Genomic DNA, 21,174 nt, shown 5'->3' with positions numbered 1-21,174 from the left:
CGGCGCAGCCCCCGGGCGGGTCATCGGCGCCGCCTCCGAGGGGGTCGTGATGAGGTGGGTGCTCATTTTCGTTGGCGCCGTCTTCCTCGCAGGAGCTATCGGCTTCACCCTGCTTTCATGGCGCGCCGAGATTGCGCCGCTGCCCGCGACGCTGGCGGCCACGGCCCCGCCCGATCCCGAACGGGTCGCGGCCGGAGCGCGCCTTGCCCTGCTGGGCAACTGCGCCGGTTGCCATACCACGGCGGAGGGCGCGGCGCTGGCAGGCGGGCTGGCGATGGAAACACCCTTCGGGACCATCTACAGCACGAACATCACGCCGGACCCGGCCACCGGCATCGGGGACTGGTCGTTCGCGGCCTACGACCGCGCCATGCGCGAGGGCGTCGACCGGGAGGGACGCCACCTCTATCCCGCGTTTCCCTATGAGTACTTCGCCCGGATCACCGAGTCCGACATGGCCGATCTCTATGCCTGGAACATGGCGCAGCCGCCCGTCGCCGCCGAGGCAACGCCCAACAACCTGACGTTTCCGGCCAATTTCCGGCCCCTGCTGGCCGGTTGGAAACTGCTCTATCACTCCGAAACGCGCGTCGAGATGTCGCCGGAGAAGCCGCAGGTCTGGAACGATGGCGCCTATATCGCGGCAGGGCTGGGCCATTGCGGCGCCTGCCACATCCCGCGCAACAGCCTCGGCGGAGCCATGCAGTCGGAGGCCGACCGGGGCGGCGAGGCGAACGACTGGTGGGCGCCCCCGCTGACGGCGGCCAACCCCGCGCCGCATGTCTGGACCGAAGCTGCGCTGCTGTCCTATCTGCGCACGGGGCGGTCCCCCGCGCACGGCGTCGCGGCGGGGCCGATGGCCACGGTGGTGCATGACAGTCTGGCGCATGTGCCCGAGGCTGACACGGCTGCTCTCGCCGTCCATTACGCAGAGCGGATGGCGCGGGAACCATCTCCCCGCACGGCGCAGGGGCAGGGCTACGGCATCGCTCGGGCGGCGCTGGCAACGGATCGCCCTCCGATGGGGACCGCGGTCTTCGCAGACGGCGCGCGGCTGTTCGCGGGCAATTGTGCGAGCTGCCACCACGGCGCTGCCCCGGCGGGCGGCGCGGCCTTTCCCCGGCTTGCCGACGGCTCTGCGGTCGCAGGTCCCGACCCGCGCAACCTGATCCAGGTGATGCTGTGGGGGATCGGGCCGTCCGCCGGGTCCGCACAGGGCTACATGCCGCGCTTCGAGGGGGAGTTGACGGACCTGCAGATTGCGGCGATCGCGGCGCATCTGCGCGGCGGCAGTGTGGACCACGACATGGTGGCGCGGCTGCGCGACGGCGGGCCGGTGTCGGCGTCCGGCGCCGGCCCGCTGTCGGGGTTTGCCGCGGCCGTGCCCATGCCCGCCGATCCGGAGGACAGGCCATGACCCCCCCCACCCGCCGCGCCGTTATGGGCGGCATGATCGTGCTGTACACGCTGGCGCTTGCGCGCATTGCGTTGGCGCAGGCGCCGCTGACGCCGCTGTCGGGGCCGATCACGCCCGATGCCTTTCTGGACCTGTCGCGCCGCCTGACCGGGCATGACGACCTGTCGCCGGTGCTCGGGGCGCGGATCCTCGGGGTTCTGACGGAGACCGGGCAGGCGCAGCCCTTGCGCGATTTGTATCTCGCCGTGTCCGAGGGCGGGGCCATGCCCCCGATGGAGGACGCAGACATCCTGCACCAAATCCTGCACGGCTGGTATCTGGGGCGGATCACGGTCGGCGACCGGACACACCTGACCGGGTTCGAGGAAACGCTGATGGGCCGCGTCACCGCCGACATCCTGCCCCTGCGCAGTTATTGCGGCGGCGCGATGGGGTTCTGGGCCGCGCCGCCCGCGACCGGGCCGCTGCCGCTGCGCGAGGAGGGACAATGACGGAGCACGACACCGATGTTCTGGTCGTTGGCTCGGGGCTGGCGGGCAACCTGATCGCCGACCGGTTGGCGCGCGCGGGCATCCAGGTCACTATCCTCGAGGCCGGACCACGCCTGCACCGCCACCAGCTGGTCGAAGCCTATCGCAACGCCACTGACAAGGGCGACTTCATGGCCCCCTATGTCGCCGCCGCCCACGCGCCGCAGGGGCAGGCGGGCAGCGACTATATCGTGCAGGACGGCGACTACCCCTATAACGTGCAGTATATCCGCGCAGTGGGCGGGACCACATGGCACTGGGCGGCGGCGACATGGCGGTTCCTGCCCAACGACTTCCGCCTGCGCAGCCTCTATGGAGTGGGCCGCGACTGGCCGCTGTCCTACGAAGATCTGGAACCCTGGTATACGCAGGCCGAGGTCGAGCTGGGTGTGGCCGGCCCCGACCCGACGGACGAGGATCTCGGCTCGCCGCGCACGGGGCCCTATCCGATGCCGGCTCTGCCGCTGAGCTATATGGACCGTGATTTTGCCGACCGGCTGAACGCCAGTGGCGAGTTTCGCGTGACGACCGAGCCCGTGTGCCGCAATTCGGTACCCTATGACGGGCGCGCGGCGTGCTGCGGCAACAACAACTGCATGCCGATCTGCCCCATCGCCGCGCAGTATTCCGGCAATGTCCACGCGCTGAAAGCCGAACACGCCGGCGCGCGGCTGATCCCCGATGCCGTGGCCTTTGCCGTGGACACCGATGCCGAGGGGTACCGGGTGACTGCGGTGCGATACCTCACCCCTGACGGCGCGCGCCACCGCATGACGGCGCGGCGCATCGTGCTGGCGGCCAACGGGATCGAGACGCCGAAGCTGATGCTGATGTCAGCGTCCGAGGCGGTGCCGAACGGACTCGCCAACCGCTCCGATCAGGTGGGGCGCAACCTGATGGATCACCCGGGAATCAGCGTGTCGTTCCTGTGGGACAAGCCGGTGTTCCCAGGCCGCGGCCCGCAGGAGATGACTTCGGTCGTCAGCCTGCGCGACGGCGATTTCCGCAGCGAGATGGCGGGGCGCAAGCTGCATCTGGGCAACATGTCCGACCTCGACGGCATCACCGAGGCGCTGATCGACGCCGGGCTGCGCGGCCCCGAGCTGGATGCCGAGATCCGCGCGCGGGTGGTGCGCAAGGTCGGCATCAACTGCTTTCTCGAACAGCTGCCCGAGCCGCACAACCGCGTGCGTCCGCACCCCGACCAGGTCGATGCGATGGGCTTGCCCAAGCCCCTGCTGACCTATCGGATCGAGCCCTATGTCGAACGCGCGGCACAGGCGACGCTCGAGAACTATGCCCGCATCGCCGAGTTGCTGGGCGGCACGGAGGTGGAATTCAACGCCGAATACGGCGGCAACAACCATATCATGGGCACGACGATCATGGGCAGTGACCCGGCCAGTTCGGTCGTCGATGCCGAGTGCCGCTGCCATGACCACCCGAACCTGTTCATCGGCGGCCCCTCGGTGTTTTCCACCGGCGGCACGGTGAATTGCGGGCTGACGATCGCCGCCCTGGCCCTGCGCCTGGCCGATACGATGATTGCCGAGTCATGAGCGATCAAGGGTCGGCAGGCCGAATGCCGGGAAATGGCGGCCGCACGCGCGGCTGTCGCCGCCAGACCGGGCGCATGAGGGCTGCCTTCCGTCCTTTGCGCCGCCTTCGTCTTCCGCTTCGCGGAGTGGGCGACCTTCACATCTGCGAAGGTCGCCCCTTCCAACGACGCGGGAGGGGCGCGCGCCGCCTGTATCCGGTCTAGGCAATCAGTCCGGGCATTGACGCGGCTTCGCTCTGGAACCGGGTGCATGGACACCTCGACTGGTGGTGGCGCGCGCATCACGTTCCGACGCCCGACCCAGCGCTTGGCGGGTTGCGTGTTTTCCGGGGTGTGTACCGGCGGAACATCCGCGGCTCTGGCGGGTTGCCCGTTTGGACATGCGTCGCCTGCGCAGCGGCGATGATCAGGAAAGAAGCGACAAGATGGACCAGAACACCACACTCGGCCCCGGCGACGAAGTGCACCAGACCACTCACGCGCCCGACCGGCGCCATGCGAGCGAGGATTTCGTGCGCCGCCCGCAGAGCGACATGATCTTGCTGACGGCCGGGCTTCTGCTGCTCGCGTATCTGTTGGGCGAGGTGCTCTTGCTCGTCTTCGCGGCGGTGCTGCTTGCCGTCGGGCTCGACGGGGCCGCTCGGGCGATCGCGGCGCGGCTGCCGGTGTCGCGGGGTTGGGCGTTGGTCGGGGTGGCGCTGGGCGTCGCGGCGGTAATCCTGGGCGCGCTGTCCCTGTCTGCGGCGCGCCTCGTCCAGCAGTTCCAGGAACTGCGCAACACACTGGTCGATTCCGTGGAGGCGGTCCAGGCCTGGCTTTCGGAGCAGGGCGCCACCGCACTGATCGAGGAGCTTGACGACGGCGACGGCGGACTTGCCGGGTCGGTGGGCGACCTAGCGGGCCATGCCATGACCTTCGGGATGTCGGCGGTCGGCGGTGTCGCGAGTGCCATCATCCTGATCGTTCTCACGATGTTTCTTGCGGCGAACCCGGCGCTGTACCGGGGCGGACTGGTGCGCCTCGTGCCGCCGGGGCGTCGGGCTATGGCGCAGGACACGCTGTCCGCGCTCGCCCATGCGTTGCGCTGGTGGTTCCTGGGGCAGCTTGCCTCTATGGTGCTGCTGGGGATTACGGTGGGGCTTGGACTGCTGGCGATGGGCATCGAGCTGTGGTTCGCGCTGGGAGTGCTGACGGCGCTTCTGACCTTCATCCCCTTCCTCGGCCCGCTGATCGCGACGGTGCCGATCGTAGCGGTGGGGTTTGCAGAAGGCACGCAAACTGGGCTGATCGTGCTGATCGGCTACATCGTGATCCAGAACATCGAGGGCAACGTCCTGGTGCCGATGATCCAGCAGAAGGCGGTCGATCTGGCGCCAGCGCTACTGATCTCCGTGCAGGTGCTGCTCAGCATCGTGTTCGGGGTCGTGGGGTTAATGCTGGCCGCGCCGCTGACCATCGTGGCGATGGTAGCGGTGCAGAAAATCTGGGTCGAGCACACGCTGGGCGAAAAGATCACCTGACCGGCCGCGCGCCGGGGAATCACAAGCGAGCTTGCCGTGCCAGCGACACAAACATTCTCGCCCGAGCCGAACATCCTTGAGCGCCGCTTTGCCGATCATCTTGTGCGGCGCAGCCCGGGGGACGACGCATTGGCTGCGCCCTCGGACGCGCGGGTGCGCCGGATCACCCGTGTCACGCGGTGGAGCATCGCGCTGGCGGCGCTGGCGGGGATCGTGTCGGGCGGGGTGATCGGCGGGGCCGAGGTCTGGATGCGCCAGGGCCTGTTCGACGGTAAGTTGGAGGATCTCGGCTGGCGCGAGGCGCTGCCCTACTGGGCGGCCTTCTACGCCTTCGTCGGCGTGATCAGCGCGGTGGAGATCGCGCTTCTCTATGCGCTGGCGCTGGTCGGGATCGCGCGCATCACCCGGCATTCCGGCCTGCCGCTGTCGCACGGCGAGGGGCACGGCCTGCTGGCCCACAGTCTGGCGCGCGCCGGGCTGGAGTTTCCCAACCCCCGCGGGCGCGTCCACGGCATCGACCCCTATGCCCATGTGGCGCGCTGGAAGCTGACGGCGCTGAACCTTGCCTACAAGATGAAGGTCGGGGTCAGCAGCTTTCTGTTGCGGGTGTTCCTGCGCCGGGTGGCCGCGCGCATGGCGATCCGCGGGCTGGTCCCGCTGCTTGCCGGTCCGCTCTATGCCGTGTGGAACGCCTGGATCATCGCGCGCATCATGGCCGAGGCGCGGCTGCGCACGCTGGGGCCCTTTGCCGTGGACGCCCTGATCGCGGCGCAGTTCGGCGCCGCGGGCGACCTGGCCGACACGCAGAAGGACGTGCTGGAGCATGCGGCCGGCGAGATGCTGACACGCGGGCAGGACGGCCATCCCAACCAGATCTATCTGCTGGAACGCCTGCGCACGGCCCTGCAGCGTGACGGCGACATCGCGCTGGACTGGGGTGCCATGCGTCCCCACCTGCCGCGGCTGGAGGCGGCGGGTCAGACCCGTGTGCTCGACCTGCTGACGGTGTCATGCCTGATCGGCGGGCGCCTGCACCGCGAACAGGCAGCGCTTTTGCGCGACGCCTGCCTGGACTGCGGCGCAACCCTGCAGGTCGCCCGCCTGGCCGACCTACGCAAGGCGCTGGCACGCGGCCGTAAGGTGACCAACGCGGAGCTGCAGGCAACCCGCAGCCCCGGCGCAGCATGAGGAACCCGGTCGTCGCCGGACAGCCGGCCAACCCACAGCCAGCACGGCAATCCCCCCGCCCCAAGCCGTCAACCCCATGCCCCGGCCCATGTCCAGCGCCACCATTGACGGGTGCCAGTGGCGAATCACCGTCCAGCTTCGGATCTCGGAAGAACCGGACAGCGATTTCACTAAGTTGCGGACAGCCGTTTCAGCAAGTCCCCGACAGATAGGCGACGGCTGGTCCTTGCGCTGCTGTCATTTGTCGTGGGAAATGGTTTCGGGGATTTCGGTTGTGCTCAATCCGGGCTTTGCGCTTTTTTTGGCGCATACTGTCTCCCTTCAGTTCGATGCGATGGGCGTTGTGGATCAAGCGGTCGTCGGTGGACGCACCCGCTCCATCGCGCTGAAATTCGCACCCATATGCCGCATCGTCTTTCAGTGCGGCAGCAACAGCACGTTTACCCCTCTCCAATGCGGCAAATCTGATCATGGTGGCACAGGGAAGCGATGCAGGGCCTTCGCAAATCGTCACCCGGTCGGTCCGTGGTCGGGGCTATACCAAAGGCACTTTTGCGGCCTGGACAGTTGCAGGGCCTGTATGGTCGGGCGGTCGCAAGGCCTGGTCATTTACGGACGACAGGGGTGCCGGATGCCACGGCTCAGATGATCCGGTTCTTTCTGGAAAAACCCTCCTAAAGCCCGCAGAATCTGGAACGGCATGTTTGCGCGCGCGTTTGCTGTATGTTGCTGATCGTGAGTGAACAGGTTGAGGTCCCGACACGACTGCTGAACAGCTCTTCCAGATGTTCCGTGACCAGACACAACCCGACAGGGGGCCCCTGTAGCCACCGATCCCGGACTTGCGGGGTCAAGGAGACTGAAATGACACAACATTCCAATACACGACCGGGAGGCGGTACTGGCGGCGCCTTCGGGTTTGTTCGTGACGGTTACGATCGTGTCGGAGCGCATGACCTGAACACATCCGATCTTGAAAGCGCCACCGTCTATGGCCGCAATGACGAGAACATCGGCTCGATCAGTTCGCTTCAGCTTGGGAGCGACGACAAGATCACCCATGCTGTCGTCGATGTGGGTGGATTCCTTGGCATCGGTGCGCATTCGGTTCTGCTGCCGTTCGAACAGTTGAACGTCCAGCGCGAAACTGGCGGGTCGACAGTGCGCGTCAACTTGGACACGACGAAGGAAAAGCTAAAGTCGCTTCCGCACCACGCGGCCTGATCACGCCAAGAGCTGCAACACGAAGACAGAGACCGCACAACGAATTGTGCGGTCTCTTTGTTGTTCACGACAGGATCAGTCACATCTGCGCACCGACACGCGTGGTGTCCGGCGCAGCGTTTCAGTTCCGAGCCGAATAACGCGGCAGGTCCTGAATCTGTGACTTGGTTGCATCGACATAGATACGTACATCCGAATAGCCTTCGGTCGTCAGGATTGTCAGTTCGTCATAACCGATTGCGGCCTGACTGCTGCCGATACCAAGAAAGCCACCGAAATCGACGATGACATGGGTCACGGCCCCTTCGTCATCAAGAAGCATGTCATCGATAGAGCCGACATCATTGTCCTGGGTATCGTAGACAGATTCCCCCATCAGCATTTCGGTCGAGACATCCCTTGCTTCGATCTGGGAATAGCCGTCACGTTCAATCTGAGGTGCAGCAAACCCTGTCCGCGTATCCTGGCCTTGAGTCGTGCCCTGTGTGCGATCGGCACTGGCCACGTCGTGTGCGCGATCCTGGCTCGCGTCCCTGGTGTCATCGGTTGTCGCGGCGGCGCGGTCATAAGTCGGCGCGTCGGTGAGCGCGTCCGCCGGGGTGTTCAGCACGACATAAATCTGCGACTGGTCATCAGAGTCCGAAAAGAAGGTGACCTGATCGATCGTGACGGCGACGTCCTGCTCGCCCATGCCGAGGAACCCGCCGACACCGATCACGAGCGCACGCACTTCTCCATCACTCGACAGGATGATTTCGTTGATCTGGCCGATCTGTTCCATGTTTTCGATATCGGAACGGTTCGTCATTTCCATGCCACGGCTGCCTTCTGCATTCATATGCTGCTCGCCGATATCTTGGGCCTGGCCGTCGGTTGCGGATGCCTGCCCATCTGTCTGGCCGTCATGTGACCGAACTTCGTTCTGGCCCGAGCGACGTGCATGGACCTCATGGCCCATCAGTTCCGATGCGAAGATATCCGACTGGCCGCGCGCGGGCATGAAGCCAGACTGCATGCCGTTTTGCTGCTGCGCTTCAGGTTGCTCGGCAGAGCCTGTTGTCTGCGCGAACGCCATGCCCGGAACGCTGAGGGCGACCACCAGGGCGGTAGTTGAAAGTAGCTTGTTCATTTGAAGCCTCCTGGGGCGGGGAACGTATCGAGGACCGATCGTTTGTCCGCCCGACGGAATAGAAACGTGAGCCTGCCCGCTTCGTTCCGTTCTCCGTCTGCGTCCGGGCGAATATGCGTGTCACTTTGCATTTGCCGTCATCGTCCAGGATCGGCATTTCCAGGAAGACGAGAAACGCGCGAAGTGGCGGTGTCAGCAAATCGTGTTGGCGCGATGGCCTGAAGCGAGCAGCAGCCGGAGCGCATCCAGGTAGGAGCGGTCGGCGTTGTTTCGGGCGGCATGCCAGCGGCCGTAGGCGGCGAGGTTCTTTGACGCGGGTCCGCAAAAGGGCTGCATGAAGGCGCGGAACCGGCTGATCAGGGCGTTCTCGGTGTTGATGTGGTGGCTGCGCGGGGTGCGCTTCGTCCGCCGCCCGGCGTTGAGTGCGAAGTGCGGGATGCGTTCGTCCTTCGCGATCCGCCCGTAGGTGACGAACCCGTCCGTGCAGAGCACCGCGTCGGGCGCCATCACGGGCAGCAGGACATGGGAGATCGCCTTATGACCCGCGTCGGACATGGCCTCGAACGCGCGGTGGCCGGCGCGATCGGTTGCCGCGAGGAGCTTCTTCTCCCAGGCCCGCCAACCGCCCGGAGGCGCTGTCGCCGAACTGCCCCTGCGCCGATAGGCCCGCCACCTCAGGCGCGGCGGTGCCGGGTGATTGTCAGGGTCGCGCCGGTGCCGCACCCACTCCCTCGACCCCTTTCGGCTCTCGCGCTGATGCGCTTCGTCAGCTTCGACGATGCCAGCAAGGCTGTTGTCAGCCTCCGGCGTGAGGACCCCGATGATCGCCATCCGCCAGCGCCAGATGCTGTCACGCGACGCCCCCAGCACCTCGCCCCCGCGGCGGCAGGACATCGGCTGCGGTGCCTCGATCATGTCACGCGCCAGTGCGACCACCAGGTCAGGGCGGTGAACCCGGGCCAGCGGCGTTCCGCTGCGGCCTGACCACGTCGCCCCGCACCCCGAGCAGTTCCATCGCTGTGCGCCTGTTCTGGTCCGACCCCACCGGGTGCGTGCACAGGTCCCACAGCGCGGGCAGGACGCTGCAGGGCCGCCAGCATCGGCCCGCGCGTCGATCTCCAGGACGGCCTCGGCACGCTTGCGCGCATCGGCAACCAGACCTTCGACCTGGCGCAGTTCCTGAGGGGTCAGGCGGGCAAGCAGGCGGCCGAATTCGGTCGGATCGAAGCGGGGCATGGCGGGTCTCCTGGGGCCTCGGAAGCCTCAGCATCCCAAATTCCCCAAGTAACTCGCTGATTTCGCTGTCGTGACCGTGTTATTTCCTATATAAATCATGGTGTTGGTGGCTACGAGGGGCGCGTTTCATGGATCACCCAAAGGGTGCGGGCTCGCAGCGGGCGGATCGGGTCGAGTTCGACCGCCGTGTGCGCGTGGAGTTTCGCGGCACGCAGCTCAGTTCCGATGGCGGCCTGTTGGTGATGCGCGAACTGGATGATGCGCTTGGGCTGTTCGATCTGGCGTCATGGGCGCTGCGCGACTCCCGCCGAGGCAAGAACACCGTCCACCGGCTTGACGGGCTATTCCGCCAATCGGTGTTCGGGCGACTGGCTGGATACGAGGACGTCAACGACGCCGACCGCCTGGCCCTCGATCCGGTCATGCGCCAGGTCGTGGGCGGCCGGGCTGTCGATGCGCAAGCTGCCACGGCCTCGCAGATGGGTCGCTTCGAGACCGAGACACTGGCCTTGGCCGAGAACCGGGTGGCGCTGGCCGATTTGAACGGGCAATGGATCGACCGGTTTCATGACCGCAACGGGCTGAAGTTCATCGTGCTGGACATGGATAGCTCGGTCAGCCCCGCCCACGGCGACCAGGAGAGTGCCGCCTGGAATGGCCACTTCGACTGCACCTGCTACCACCCTAACTTTCTGTTCAACCAGTTCGGCATGCTGGAACGCTGCGCCCTGCGCAATGGCAACGTCCACAGCGCAGATGGCTGGCGGGACGTCCTCGATCCGGTGATCGCCCGGTATGCAACGCGGGACATCCTGCGGTTCTTCCGGGCCGACGCAGCCTATGCGATCCCCGCGATCTACGAACGGCTGGAAGAGGCGCAGTATTTCTACGCCATCCGGCTTCCCGCCAACGCGGTGCTCAAGGACAAGATCGCGCATCGTCTGGCGCGTCCTGTGGGGCGACCCTCGCCGACCAAGGTCAAGCGCTTCTACGAGGACTTCGACTATCAGGCGGCGTCCTGGGACAAGGAGCGCCGGGTAATCGCCAAGATCGAATGGCATCCGGGCGAACTGTTTCCGCGTGTCGGCTTCATCGTCACCAACCTGCCGATGGAGCCGGACTGGGTGGTGAGGTTCTACAACCAGCGCGGCACCGCCGAGCAGCACATCCAGGAAGGCAAATACGCCTTTCGCTGGACGCGGCTGTCATGCGGCGTTGTTGCAGAACTATCGCCGTGAGGGATTCACTTTGGGAATCCAGGTGTTTACACGGACTGCATGAGCAAGCCCCCTCCCGCCCGCTATCGCACGACGAACTGGTCCAGCTACAACGCGTCGCTGCGCAAGCGGGGGTCGCTGCTGATCTGGGTCGACATGGACATGATCTGGCGCGCGCCGCGTGACGGGCGGCCCGGACGTCCGCCGGTGTTTTCCGATGCGGCCATCCAGTTCTGCCTGTCGATCAAGGTTCTGTTCAAGCTCCCCCTGCGACAGACCGCCGGGATGGTGGCGAGCCTGCTGAAGCTGGCGGGGCTGGACTGGCCCGTGCCCGACTTTTCCACCCTGGTGCCGCAGGCAGAAGACCCTGGCCGTCCAGGTCCCTTATCGCCGCGCGGATGGCCCGCTGAACCTGCTCGTGGACAGTACCGGGATCAAGTTCCTCGGCGATGGCGAATGGCAGGCGCGCAAACACGGTGTCCAAGGCCGACGCCAATGGCGCAAGGTGCATTTGGCCATGGATACGGCAACTTCAGACATCCGCGCCGTGGAGTTCACCCCCAGCCGTGATGGCGACAGCCCCGTGCTGCCGGAGCTGCTCGGCCAGATCCCGGAGGGCGAGCAGATCGGCACCGTGACTGCCGACGGCGCCTATGACACGCGCCGCTGCCACACCGCCATCCTCGCGCATGAGGCCACTCCGATCATTCCGATCCGGAAAAACGGCCGCCTGTGGAAAGACGACTGCCCAGCGGCACGCGCCCGCAACGAAACCCTGCGCGCGACGCGATATTATGGGAGGGCGTTCTGGAAGCGCTGGACGGGCTATCATGCCCGCAGCCGGATCGAGGCGAAGATGCGCTGCCTGAAAGCCTTCGGTGAGCGCATCGCCGCGAGAGACCCCGACCGCCAGACCGCCGAAATCCACATCCGCATCGCCCTCATGAACCGCTTCAACGCCCTCGGCACCGCCGAGATCGTCCGTGTGGCATAACGTCAGCGGGGAAAGGGGTACCCTCGCTTCATGCCAGAGTTCTGCAACAATGCCTCTGGCATGGGTGAAGTTCGGCGGCGGCAGAGAGCTGTTTGACGAACTGTGGGAGCCGCACAACGTAAAGTCCCTGCACTGCGCCATCATCGCGCCCGAAGCGGCCGGCTGGTTCCGCGAGCCGATCGAAACCGTCGAGGATTTCGAAGGTCTGACCATGCGGTTCTTCGGGTTGGGCGCGCTGGTGATGGAAAAAATGGGCGTATCCACCCAGCTTCTGGCCCCCGGCGACATCTTCCCCGCGCTTGAACTTGGCGCGATCGACGGTGCGGAATTCTCGATGCCTGCCATCGACCTGAACCTCGGTTTCTATCAGGTGGCGCAGCACTACTACTTCCCCGGCTGGCACCAGCAATCGACTCTGCTTGATCTGATGGTCAACCTCGATGTTTGGGAGAGCCTGGACGAGAACACCCAGTTCAAGATTGAAACCGTGTGCGACGCCAATATTGCCTACGGTTTGGCAGAAGGCGAGGCGCTTCAGTTCGGGGCCATCGCGGAGCTTGAGGAACGCGGGGTCACCATCCACACCTTCTCGGACGAAATCCTCGAAGCGCTCGAAGCTGCTTGGCTGGAGGTCGCCGACGAGCAAGCCGCGGCAGATGCCGATTTCGCGCGTGTGTACGAAAGCTACAGCACATTCCGCGAGAACTACCGCCGCTGGGGTGAGCTCGGCTACATTCGTTGATCCGGGACCGATGGTGATGTGATCGAAACTTTATGCCGCGCGACCATGTCGCGCGGCCCGTATTGGGCCCGGGGTCGTCAATGGCTCAGAGCCTTGCGGTCGGGTCGTCGAAGCCCTGCGGGATGATCAGGTTGTCGGCGCCAAGGTCATGGACATCGCGTTCGCCGCAGAGCGCCATGGTGGTGTCGAGTTCCTTGTGGATCACCTGCAACGCCTTTGTCACGCCATCTTCGCCCATCGCACCAAGACCATAGGTAAAGGCCCGCCCGATATAGGTGCCGTGCGCGCCCAGCGCGAGCGCCTTGAGCACGTCCTGCCCTGACCGGATCCCGCCGTCCATATGCACCTCGACCCGGTCGCCCACGGCATCGACAATCCGGGGCAGCATCCGGATCGAGGACATTGCGCCGTCCAGTTGCCGTCCGCCATGGTTGGACACGATGATCGCATCGACGCCCAGATCGGCGGCCTTGATCGCGTCCTCGACATCGAGGATGCCCTTGAGGATCAGCTTGCCACCCCACATGTCGCGAAACTGGGCCACGCGGTCCCAGTCCAGCGTTTCGTCGAAGGCCTCGGCCGTCCAGGCCGATATCGACGCAGGGTCCGTCACCCCCTTGGCGTGACCCACCACATTGCCGAAGAACCGCCGTTTCGTGCCCAGCATGCCCAGGCCCCATTGCACCTTGGTCATCATGTTGGCGACAGATTTCACGGTCAGCTTCGGCGGTGCGGACAACCCGTTGTGCAGATCCTTGTGGCGCTGGCCCAGCACCTGCAGGTCCAGTGTTATGATGATCGCCGAGCAGTGCGCCGCGCGCGCCCGCTCGAACAGGCGGCGCATGAAGTCCTCATCCTTGAGCGTGTAAACCTGAAACCAGAACGGGCGCGAGGTATGTTCGGCCACGTCCTCGATCGAACAGATCGACAGGAGGGAAAGGGTATAGGGCACACCGAATTTCTCGGCCGCGCGGGCGGCCTTGATCTCCCCGTCAGCGCACTGCATCCCGGTCAGCCCCACCGGCGCCAGGGCAACGGGCATGGCGACATCCTCGCCGATCATGGTGGATCTGGTGGAACGGTTCGACATGTCCACCGCCACACGTTGGCGCAGCCGCAGGTGGTGAAAGTCGCTGATGTTGGCGCGCAGCGTCTGCTCGCTCCAGGACCCGCTTTCGACGAAATCGCAGAACATGCGCGGCGTGCGACGGCGATAGAGGCGGCGCAGGTCCTCGATTTCGGCGATCACGGGCATGGGCTGTTCCTGAGCATCGGAAAACTGGTCCTGACTGCTTACTGATCGTGCGGAATTCCTACAACCGACATTCTCCGGGTAGCGGCAAGCCTGCTGGCAAGATTACGGTCGGTGACCCCGATGTCGAAATCGCTCAGGAGCTGCTGGCCGAGGCGCAGGGTGCAGTCCTTCCACTGCAGCCGTATCTCGGTGCGCTCCGCTGGCTGTTCTGTTCATCGCGCTGACGCTCGGAGAGATTGCCTTGGCGATCTGGGCGCGGCTCGACGACTGGCGTAAGGGGCTGCGCTGATGTGGGGCGGCCTCGTGGTCGGGCTGATGGCCCGGCCATGGGCGCGGCGGGTGGCGGCACTCGCTCTTGTCGCGCTCACCATCGCCTTGTTCATTCTCAACCTCCGCCGATCAGGCGAACGCGCAGGCCGCGCTGCCGAACGGCTCGACCAGTTGGAGCAGACCAATGCCATCCACCGCCAGATGCTGGACGCGGCCGCCCGTCGCCCTCGCAGCCGCGCCGAGGCCAAGATGCGGTGCCTCAAGTCCTTCGGGAAACGCATCGCAGCAAGGGACCCCGATCGCCAAACCGCCGAAATCCATATCCGCATTGCACTCATGAATCGTTTCAACGCACTCGGCACCGCCGAGATCGTCCGCGTGGCCTGAACCTGAAGGGGGAAAGGGGGAGACACGCCTCAAGCCGCCTTTCTGCAACAATGCCCTATACCGTTGATGATGAGGCCATCGCACAGGCCGCGCAACTGGATGGCAAGCTGATGCTGGTCACCAGCCTGTCGGACATGACCCCGGAAGAGGTGGTCGCGCGCTATCGGTCACTGGCTGACATCGAGCGGGGCTTTCGCGTGCTCAAATCCGAAATCGAAATAGCGCCTGTCTATCATCGCCTGCCAGATCGGATCCGCGCCCATGCGCTCATCTGCTTTCTTGCCCTTGCCCTCTACCGCATCCTGCGGATGCGCCTGAAGGCTGCTGAAAGCCCGGTTTCTCCATCGAAACTGCTGAAATGCCTCAGCAGGATCCAAAAACACACCGTTCATGTGGGCGCCAATGCCTATCATGGCATAACCCGCCCAGACGCGGAGCAACTCGACCTGTTCAAGGCCCTGAAAATAGAGCTGCCGAAGCAGTCAGCCTGACTTGTTGTGTCATTTCTTGAACCCCGCTTCAAGGATATCAGGTACTTAACATGACGAAGTGCTAAACTCGGGTGACACAAACTGAACGAAAGCGGCAGGACAGGTCTGCCCGCTGCGCTGAAAAACACCGCCGCCGAGCCAGAACACGGCGGCTTCCCGGTCTGATCAGCCCAGTTCCAACAGCCTGCGCGACCGAAGGCGCCGCTCGGGGCGAAAAATGCTTGTCCTGCAGGCAGATTCAGGCGAACCTTAGGTCACCCGGCACGCCACTTGGGGAATGTCGGTCAAGAATGAAACTACCACCCCATGGTGGCAGGCCAGCCAAACGGTGCGCGGACCCCGGCTGTGTGAAACGGTCTACCCTCATGGGTGGGGATGCTGACGGCAACGTTTTTTGTTCTTGCGCCGAACGAACATGCCGGTTCCCGCTCGACGGGGACTGCGGCTCGGTCGGGGACGGCATCTAGTGGGAGCGCCGAGATGTCTGATGAATCCATGGAAGAACTGCCGGACGGCGGTCCGAGCGAACCGCCCGAGGATCGGGCCCGCCCTTATGTGGCTCATTTCGAGTGGCTGCCACCACTGACACACGGCGACGGCATCGACGCGGTGACGTTCAGCGAAGGCCTGAGCATCAATAGTTTCGGCGTCGTTGCCGGGATCGCACCCGGAGCGCAGGCCTTTCGCTGGGGCTGGAACGACCTGGAGCTTGTCACACCCAGGCTAGAGATCATCGACCTGGAAGTTGCCTACCCGCAGGTTCGTGATCTGATCATCAGCGACGCCGGCACGGTGGTGGGAAGCACATGGCTCACTCGCGTGGAAGCGCGTGGAGACACCCATCCTGCCGCGGTCGGGTTCATCTGGGAGGATGACGCACGCGACCTTGGCCTGCCAACGATGAGCGGGGAAATTAACGGCTTCGTCCCGACAGGCCTTAACGAGTCGTCGACCGTCGTCGGCGTTATCCGCATGATACCGGAAGAGTCCGGCGCGCTTACCGACTGGCTCCCCTGGATCGTACCAGCCGGCGAACCGATCCAACTGGTGCCGCTACCGACCGGCCTTTCCGAGACTGCGGCGCGGCAGGCGACGAACATCAGGATCAACAATTCGGGCGATATGGTGCTGCAGGGCAGGTTCGACCGGGACTTCGGGTCCGAGGAATGGAGCTTCTTGATCACGGCAGAGGGCACCGAGGTCCCGTTGCCCATCGAGCGGGGCTGGAGTTTCCTGGGTCTCTACGACAGCTTTCAGGCGCTGGCCGTGAATTTCCCCCAGCAGCAGAGCGCCGTCTACGATTTTGGGTCATTCCGGTCCTTGGGCGACGCAAGCTATGTTGGTCCCAGCACGCCGACTCCGAACGCCATCGGGACACCGCGCCTGATAGCTGATGCGATGAATGACGAGGGTCTGGTGGTCGGGTACATGTGGATTGACCCCCATGACGATGCGTCACCCCTTCGCCCGGGTATGGCGTCCCTGCCTCTGCGGACCCCGTTCGTCTGGCATGACGACGCCCTATATAATCTGAAGGCTCTTGTGCAGTCTTCGACGTTCGCCGATCTTCTTGGCGATGGCTATCTGGCAACGGCAGTCGATGTAGCGAATGACGGCTGGATTACCGGCACCGGGTTCCCAGCACCGGAAGGCGAAACCGGCCGGAGCGCGCGGACTGCCTTCAGAATGCAGTTGGATTTCGACATTCGCTGGCTTGACGCGGTCGATGGCCTTTTCGCCGATGGCAGCAACTGGACGACCAGCTTTTCGCCGACCGGGTCGCAGAGCGCCATGTTCGATGCGGTTGGCGCCTATGTGGTGACCTTCGACGCGGATGCCGCGCATGGCAGCGCGACGGTGCTGGCGGGCGATGTGAGCTTTGCCCTCGACGGTCACGAATATCGGCTCCAGTCGCTCTCGGTGCAGTCCACAGACGATCTCTCCGTCGCCGCGCGGGTCCTCGGGACGTTCGAGACCGAGGATGGCGTCAGCGCGGTGCGTCTGCCCGACGGTCGCCTGACAGTGGATGACGTCTTTGTCGGGCCGCGCGGGATCCTGTCTCACGACGGCTGGCTTCTGGTCGGCGACGTCTTTCTGGACGACTTCGAGACCGCCGCCACCCGCGACGGCACGGACGTCGACCTGCACGTGATCGACCGCCTGCAGGTCGCGGCGGGGGGGCGGGTCGGCGGCGCCGAGTTCGATTACGGGGCCATCGTGGACGGTGCGGGCGAAACCGGCCTCGTGCAGATCGACGGCCTCGGCGCCATCATGCACCATGTGCAGATCGATGTCGGCGGCGTGCATGGCGGCTTGGTGGAAGTCACCGGCGGCGGCCAGCTTGTCAGCGACGCCGTTCTGGCCGTCGGCGCGGATGTGGAGGCCGGCAGCCGCGTCCGCGTCGCCGGCTTCGCCGTCGATGACGACGGCGGGATAATCCATTCCGCCGTCGAGGCGAGCACCATCCTGCTCGGCCTGGTCGGCCTGCCCCCCGGTGGCCCGCGGGAAGGCGCGCTGCTGGTGGAAGAGCGCGGGCATGTTTACGCCGACGAGATCCGCCTCGGCTTTCTCGGCGGCATGCGGGGCGAGCTGGAGGTGCGGGGCGAGGGATCGCGGCTTGCAGGGCAGACTACGACGCACAGCCTGCTGGAGGTCGGCGTCGGGGGCGAGGGCCTGATGCTGATCCGCGAGGGCGCGCAGGTGTTCGCAGCCACCACGATCGGCGGTTCCGCTTCGGTTTCCAGCGATCTGCAGTTCGGCGACGGACAGGTCTCCGTCATGGGTCAGGGCGCAGACGTGCCGGCCGCGTTCAACACGCTGCTCGACAGCCCGCTGCTGGTCGTTGGCGAGACCGGCACGGGCGGGCTCCTGATCAGCGACGGCGGCCGGGTCGAGACCAACCGGGCGCTGATCGGCGAGTTCGACACAGGTTTCGGCTCCGTCATCGTCGTGGGCGAAGGCTCGATCCTCGACCTGAGCTTCGCCGACGCCGAGCTCTCCGATGTTCCCGGTCCAATCATATTCCCCGAGCTGTGGGTCGGCCGCGAAGGCGGTGCGCGGCTGCAGGTGCTTGACGGCGGCAGCGTGGTGGTGGCGCCGGACAACGCGGGGGTGATGCATGTCGGCTCGGCCCTCGTCGAGATCCGCAACGGCGGGTCGATTACCTCCGGGGCCGCCAACATCGGCACCGGCGCCACGGTGATCGGCGACGACGGGTCCTGGCACATCCCCGAAGGCTCCACGATAAACCTAGGCGGGCGGCTGGAGATCGGGTCGTCGCCGGGCCGGTTCCTGATCGACGGTGATCTGACCGTTCTTGAAACCGGCGCGATCGAAATCGAGTTCGCGGGTCTTGCGCCCGGCCAGTTCGACGTTCTGGAAGTGACCGGAGACCTGTATCTCGGCGGCACACTGGAGCTCAGTTTCATCGATGGCTACCAGCCGGGAGCAGATGACGTTTTCGATTTCCTTAAGGTAGGCGGCTCGGTCATCGGCGATTTCGACCAGGTGGTGATGTCCGCTCCGGACGCAGAGCCCGCCTTCGATCTGATCTGGGAAGATGGCGGCCTGCGCTATGTTAGTATCACGCTGCTCGGGCTGAATGATCTTGGCGATCTGAACCTCACGGCTGTGCAGGATAGCCCGCCGGTGTCGGGCTCGATCTGGCCCGGGCAGGGCGAAACATCGCTGCGCGTCTCGGCGGTGAATGGCGAGGCCATCGAGGATGAGGTGGAGATCGCCGGCGCCCTGGGGCTGCTGCGCATTGGCAGCGATGGAGCGTTCCGATACGATCCCAACGCCGCGCAGCGACTGCCCGAAGGCGTCGTCGAGGGCGATGTCTTCGTGGTCACGGTGACCGACCAGGATGATCGGTCGACCGATGTGACCATCGACATCAACGTGGCCGGGATCAACGACCCCGCCAGCATCGCCGGGGACAGTACCGGGCTGGTGGTCGAGGGCGACCCTGATCGCGCGCAGGTCGCGGGCGTGCTGAGCGTCACCGACCCGGATGCGGGCGAGGACCGGTTCGCGGAGGTCGGCACCGCCACTCTGGCGGGCGATTTCGGCACCTTCGCCTTCGGCCACGAGACCGGCGCCTGGTCCTACGCTCTCGACAATGACGCCAGTGCTGTGCAAGCGCTGCCCGAGGGAGCCGAGGTTGCCGATACCCTGACTGTTTCCAGCCTTGACGGTACCGCATCCGAGACAATCACTGTTACAATCCGCGGTGCCGGCGTACGCGAGACAGGCACGCCAGAGCCGGACCCCGTGGAGCCTGTCCCGGCTCATACCCTGGAGGGTTTGGTGGCAGATCGCGGCGGCCGTGCCCTGGAGGGGGTGGAGATCATTTTCTCACCTGATGACGGCGCAAGCTACAGTGCCGAGGCCGATAGCAGCGGGTCCTTCGGCTTCGAACTCGACACCGGCATGTCCGGCCATCTCGATGCGACACGCCCCTACGACCCTGTAACCGACGGTCGCCCGTCTGCGCTGGATGCGCTTGATGTTCTGCGACTTGCGGTTGGCCTGACGCCCAGTTTCGGGCCGGCAACGCCTGAAGCCTTCATCGCTGCCGATATTAATGCCGATGGCCGGGTCACGGCGCTGGATGCACTTGAAGTGCTGCGCGCGGCGGTGGGGCTCGAGAGCGAGCACGGGCCGCGATGGGTGTTCGTCGATGCTGACGCCGACCTGACGCATATTGATCGCGACACGGTCGAGTATGACACCGGCGTCATGGTCGATGCGCTGACCCAAGATGCCGAGGTCAGTATGACGGGGATCCTGCTCGGATCAATGCAGGAATTTGCGTGACGATGGCCGCCGTGTGGGGAGCATGCGAAGGATGCCTGCGCATGCATAGGGTGGGTGGAGATGGGGTGGATGCCGCTCTCCCCAGACGGCATCGCAATGTGCCAAGCTTGTGGTGTCGAGACACAAGCTGAAGGAGAGGGCATCCATGGGAGAGATTGGCATCATCGGAGTCGACCTGGCAAAGAACGTGTTCAATTTGCGCGGGGCGGCAGCGGACGGCGCTGTCGTTTTCCGCAAGAAGCTGTCGCGCCTGCAGTTTGCAGGGTTCATGGCGGATCATCCTGCCTGCGTGGTGGCGATGGAGGCGTGTGCCAGCGCGCACCATTGGGCGCGGGAATTGTCCGCCTACGGTCACAGCGTCAGGCTGATTGCGCCGCATTACGTCAAGCCGTTCATCAAGCGTCAGAAAAACGATGCGACCGATGCCGAAGCGGCGACGCGTCCGACCATGCGGTTCGTCGAACCCAAGACCGAAGCCCAGCAGGCTCGGGCGGTGGCGTTTCGCGCCCACGAGCAGATCATGAAGCAGCGGACCGAGGCGATCAACGCCCTGCGCGCGCACCTCTATGAATTCGGGCATGTGGCGCCGGAAGGGGTGGGATAGAAGGCATTCACGCCGCATCGCGGGTGTAGGATGTGATGATGCCGCCAAGCTGGCGGCGCCTACGGATCGGGCCGTCTCGGGCCGGTCGGAAATCGACTTGCAGCACATTGTTCCCGATACCGCGTCCGCGGTGCGGGCGCTCGGTGTTGTAATGGCGCACCCAGGTTCGCAGGATGTAGTCGAGCTGCGACCGGCTGAAGCAGACGAAGAAGTCCAGACATTCGCGCTTGATGGTGCCGATGAAGGACTCGGCGAAGGCATTGGCGTCCGGTGCTCTATGCGGGATCTGGATGACCCTGGCACCTTCCGATGCCCAAACCGTATCGAAGCTGACGCTGAACTTGGTGTCGGCGTCTCGGATGAGGAAGCCCGGCTCGATCCCCTGCTTCGAGCACCACATAAGCGTGTTGCGTGCCTGCTGCGTCACCCATGCCGAGTCCGGGGCATAGGTCGGAGCACTGCAGTACACGCGGCGACTGCCGAGATGGATGAAAATCAGCACATAGGCTGTCAACGGCCCACGGGCAGTGAGCACGGTCTTGGTGAAGAAGTCGCAGGCAACCATGCTCTCCATATGTGCCCGGACGAAGGTGG

Annotated in this window: 14 protein-coding genes and 4 pseudogenes; 13 read left to right on the top strand and 5 right to left on the bottom strand. The window is 65.0% G+C overall.

Annotated elements, in window-relative coordinates; translation table 11 throughout:
- Window positions 1–49 precede the first annotated feature (49 nt).
- The 5 genes from HUK65_RS14715 to HUK65_RS14695 all read left to right on the top strand — a co-directional run bounded on the left by HUK65_RS14715 (window position 50) and on the right by HUK65_RS14695 (window position 6,213).
- Complete coding sequence (locus HUK65_RS14715) at window positions 50–1,417, top strand: c-type cytochrome (protein WP_179907033.1); 1,368 nt, start codon at window positions 50–52, stop codon at window positions 1,415–1,417.
- Window positions 1,414–1,908: a sugar dehydrogenase complex small subunit gene (locus tag HUK65_RS14710; protein WP_179907032.1), complete on the top strand. Its 495-nt coding sequence runs from the start codon at window positions 1,414–1,416 to the stop codon at window positions 1,906–1,908. Before HUK65_RS14715 ends, HUK65_RS14710 begins: the two co-directional genes overlap by 4 nt.
- On the top strand, window positions 1,905–3,506 hold the full coding sequence (locus HUK65_RS14705; protein WP_179907031.1) for a GMC family oxidoreductase: 1,602 nt from the start codon (window positions 1,905–1,907) through the stop codon (window positions 3,504–3,506). The genes HUK65_RS14710 and HUK65_RS14705 overlap by 4 nt, the downstream gene beginning before the upstream one ends.
- A 379-nt stretch (window positions 3,507–3,885) precedes the next feature.
- The gene (locus HUK65_RS14700; protein ID WP_179907030.1) at window positions 3,886–5,025 is read left to right on the top strand and encodes an AI-2E family transporter; all 1,140 of its coding nucleotides are present in this window, start codon (window positions 3,886–3,888) and stop codon (window positions 5,023–5,025) included.
- Window positions 5,026–5,061: 36 nt separating this feature from the next.
- Complete coding sequence (locus tag HUK65_RS14695) at window positions 5,062–6,213, top strand: LBF_2804 family protein (RefSeq protein ID WP_179907029.1); 1,152 nt, start codon at window positions 5,062–5,064, stop codon at window positions 6,211–6,213.
- A 190-nt stretch (window positions 6,214–6,403) separates the two neighbouring features.
- Here HUK65_RS14695 and HUK65_RS14690 read toward each other — a convergent pair whose 3' ends face one another.
- Complete coding sequence (locus HUK65_RS14690; protein ID WP_179907028.1) at window positions 6,404–6,685, bottom strand: hypothetical protein; 282 nt, start codon at window positions 6,683–6,685, stop codon at window positions 6,404–6,406.
- A gap of 392 nt (window positions 6,686–7,077) precedes the next feature.
- Here HUK65_RS14690 and HUK65_RS14685 point away from each other — a divergent pair, with 392 nt between their 5' ends.
- Entirely contained in the window at window positions 7,078–7,437 is a 360-nt protein-coding gene (locus HUK65_RS14685) for a PRC-barrel domain-containing protein (protein ID WP_179907027.1), read from the top strand.
- 121 nt (window positions 7,438–7,558) lie between these two features.
- Here HUK65_RS14685 and HUK65_RS14680 read toward each other — a convergent pair whose 3' ends face one another.
- Both HUK65_RS14680 and HUK65_RS14675 read right to left on the bottom strand, forming a co-directional pair.
- Window positions 7,559–8,566 (bottom strand): PRC-barrel domain-containing protein, encoded by a 1,008-nt coding sequence (locus tag HUK65_RS14680; protein ID WP_179907026.1) that lies wholly within the window; start codon window positions 8,564–8,566, stop codon window positions 7,559–7,561.
- Window positions 8,567–8,758: 192 nt separating this feature from the next.
- The gene (locus tag HUK65_RS14675; protein WP_179907025.1) at window positions 8,759–9,802 is read right to left on the bottom strand and encodes an IS1595 family transposase; all 1,044 of its coding nucleotides are present in this window, start codon (window positions 9,800–9,802) and stop codon (window positions 8,759–8,761) included.
- Between the two features lie 128 nt (window positions 9,803–9,930).
- Between HUK65_RS14675 and HUK65_RS14670 the strand changes: the two are divergent.
- The 3 genes and pseudogenes from HUK65_RS14670 to HUK65_RS14660 form a co-directional block, all read left to right on the top strand.
- Window positions 9,931–11,013 (top strand): annotated as a pseudogene (locus tag HUK65_RS14670) (IS1380 family transposase); the annotation flags it as partial.
- 66 nt (window positions 11,014–11,079) lie between these two features.
- A pseudogene (locus HUK65_RS14665) lies at window positions 11,080–12,013 on the top strand (IS5 family transposase).
- A gap of 64 nt (window positions 12,014–12,077) precedes the next feature.
- Window positions 12,078–12,755 carry a TRAP transporter substrate-binding protein gene (locus tag HUK65_RS14660; protein WP_327787134.1) on the top strand — a complete coding sequence of 226 codons (678 nt, stop codon included), beginning with the start codon at window positions 12,078–12,080 and terminating at the stop codon, window positions 12,753–12,755.
- Between the two features lie 85 nt (window positions 12,756–12,840).
- Here HUK65_RS14660 and HUK65_RS14655 read toward each other — a convergent pair whose 3' ends face one another.
- Window positions 12,841–14,010: an alpha-hydroxy acid oxidase gene (locus HUK65_RS14655; RefSeq protein ID WP_179907023.1), complete on the bottom strand. Its 1,170-nt coding sequence runs from the start codon at window positions 14,008–14,010 to the stop codon at window positions 12,841–12,843.
- A gap of 498 nt (window positions 14,011–14,508) precedes the next feature.
- On the opposite strand from HUK65_RS14655, the pseudogene HUK65_RS14645 reads away from it, so the two are divergent.
- From HUK65_RS14645 to HUK65_RS14630, 4 genes and pseudogenes are all read left to right on the top strand, one after another.
- Window positions 14,509–14,667: pseudogene (locus HUK65_RS14645) on the top strand (IS5/IS1182 family transposase); the annotation flags it as partial.
- On the top strand, window positions 14,664–15,158 hold the full coding sequence (locus HUK65_RS14640; RefSeq protein ID WP_235442175.1) for an IS1634 family transposase: 495 nt from the start codon (window positions 14,664–14,666) through the stop codon (window positions 15,156–15,158). The pseudogene HUK65_RS14645 and the gene HUK65_RS14640, both read left to right, overlap by 4 nt.
- Window positions 15,159–15,638: 480 nt before the next feature.
- Window positions 15,639–19,976, top strand: a complete 4,338-nt coding sequence (locus tag HUK65_RS14635) for a VCBS domain-containing protein (RefSeq protein ID WP_179907022.1) — start codon at window positions 15,639–15,641, stop codon at window positions 19,974–19,976.
- 145 nt (window positions 19,977–20,121) lie between these two features.
- Window positions 20,122–20,574: pseudogene (locus HUK65_RS14630) on the top strand (IS110 family transposase); the annotation flags it as partial.
- Between the two features lie 13 nt (window positions 20,575–20,587).
- On the opposite strand, the gene HUK65_RS14625 reads toward HUK65_RS14630, so the two are convergent.
- Window positions 20,588–21,174 (bottom strand): transposase (locus tag HUK65_RS14625; protein WP_235442173.1); only part of this gene is annotated, 587 nt, incomplete at its 5' end.

The sequence above is a fragment of the Rhabdonatronobacter sediminivivens genome, assembly GCF_013415485.1.
In the GTDB taxonomy this organism is placed as follows: Bacteria; Pseudomonadota; Alphaproteobacteria; order Rhodobacterales; family Rhodobacteraceae; genus Rhabdonatronobacter; species Rhabdonatronobacter sediminivivens.
This window is presented reverse-complemented; position numbering and strand designations above follow the sequence as displayed.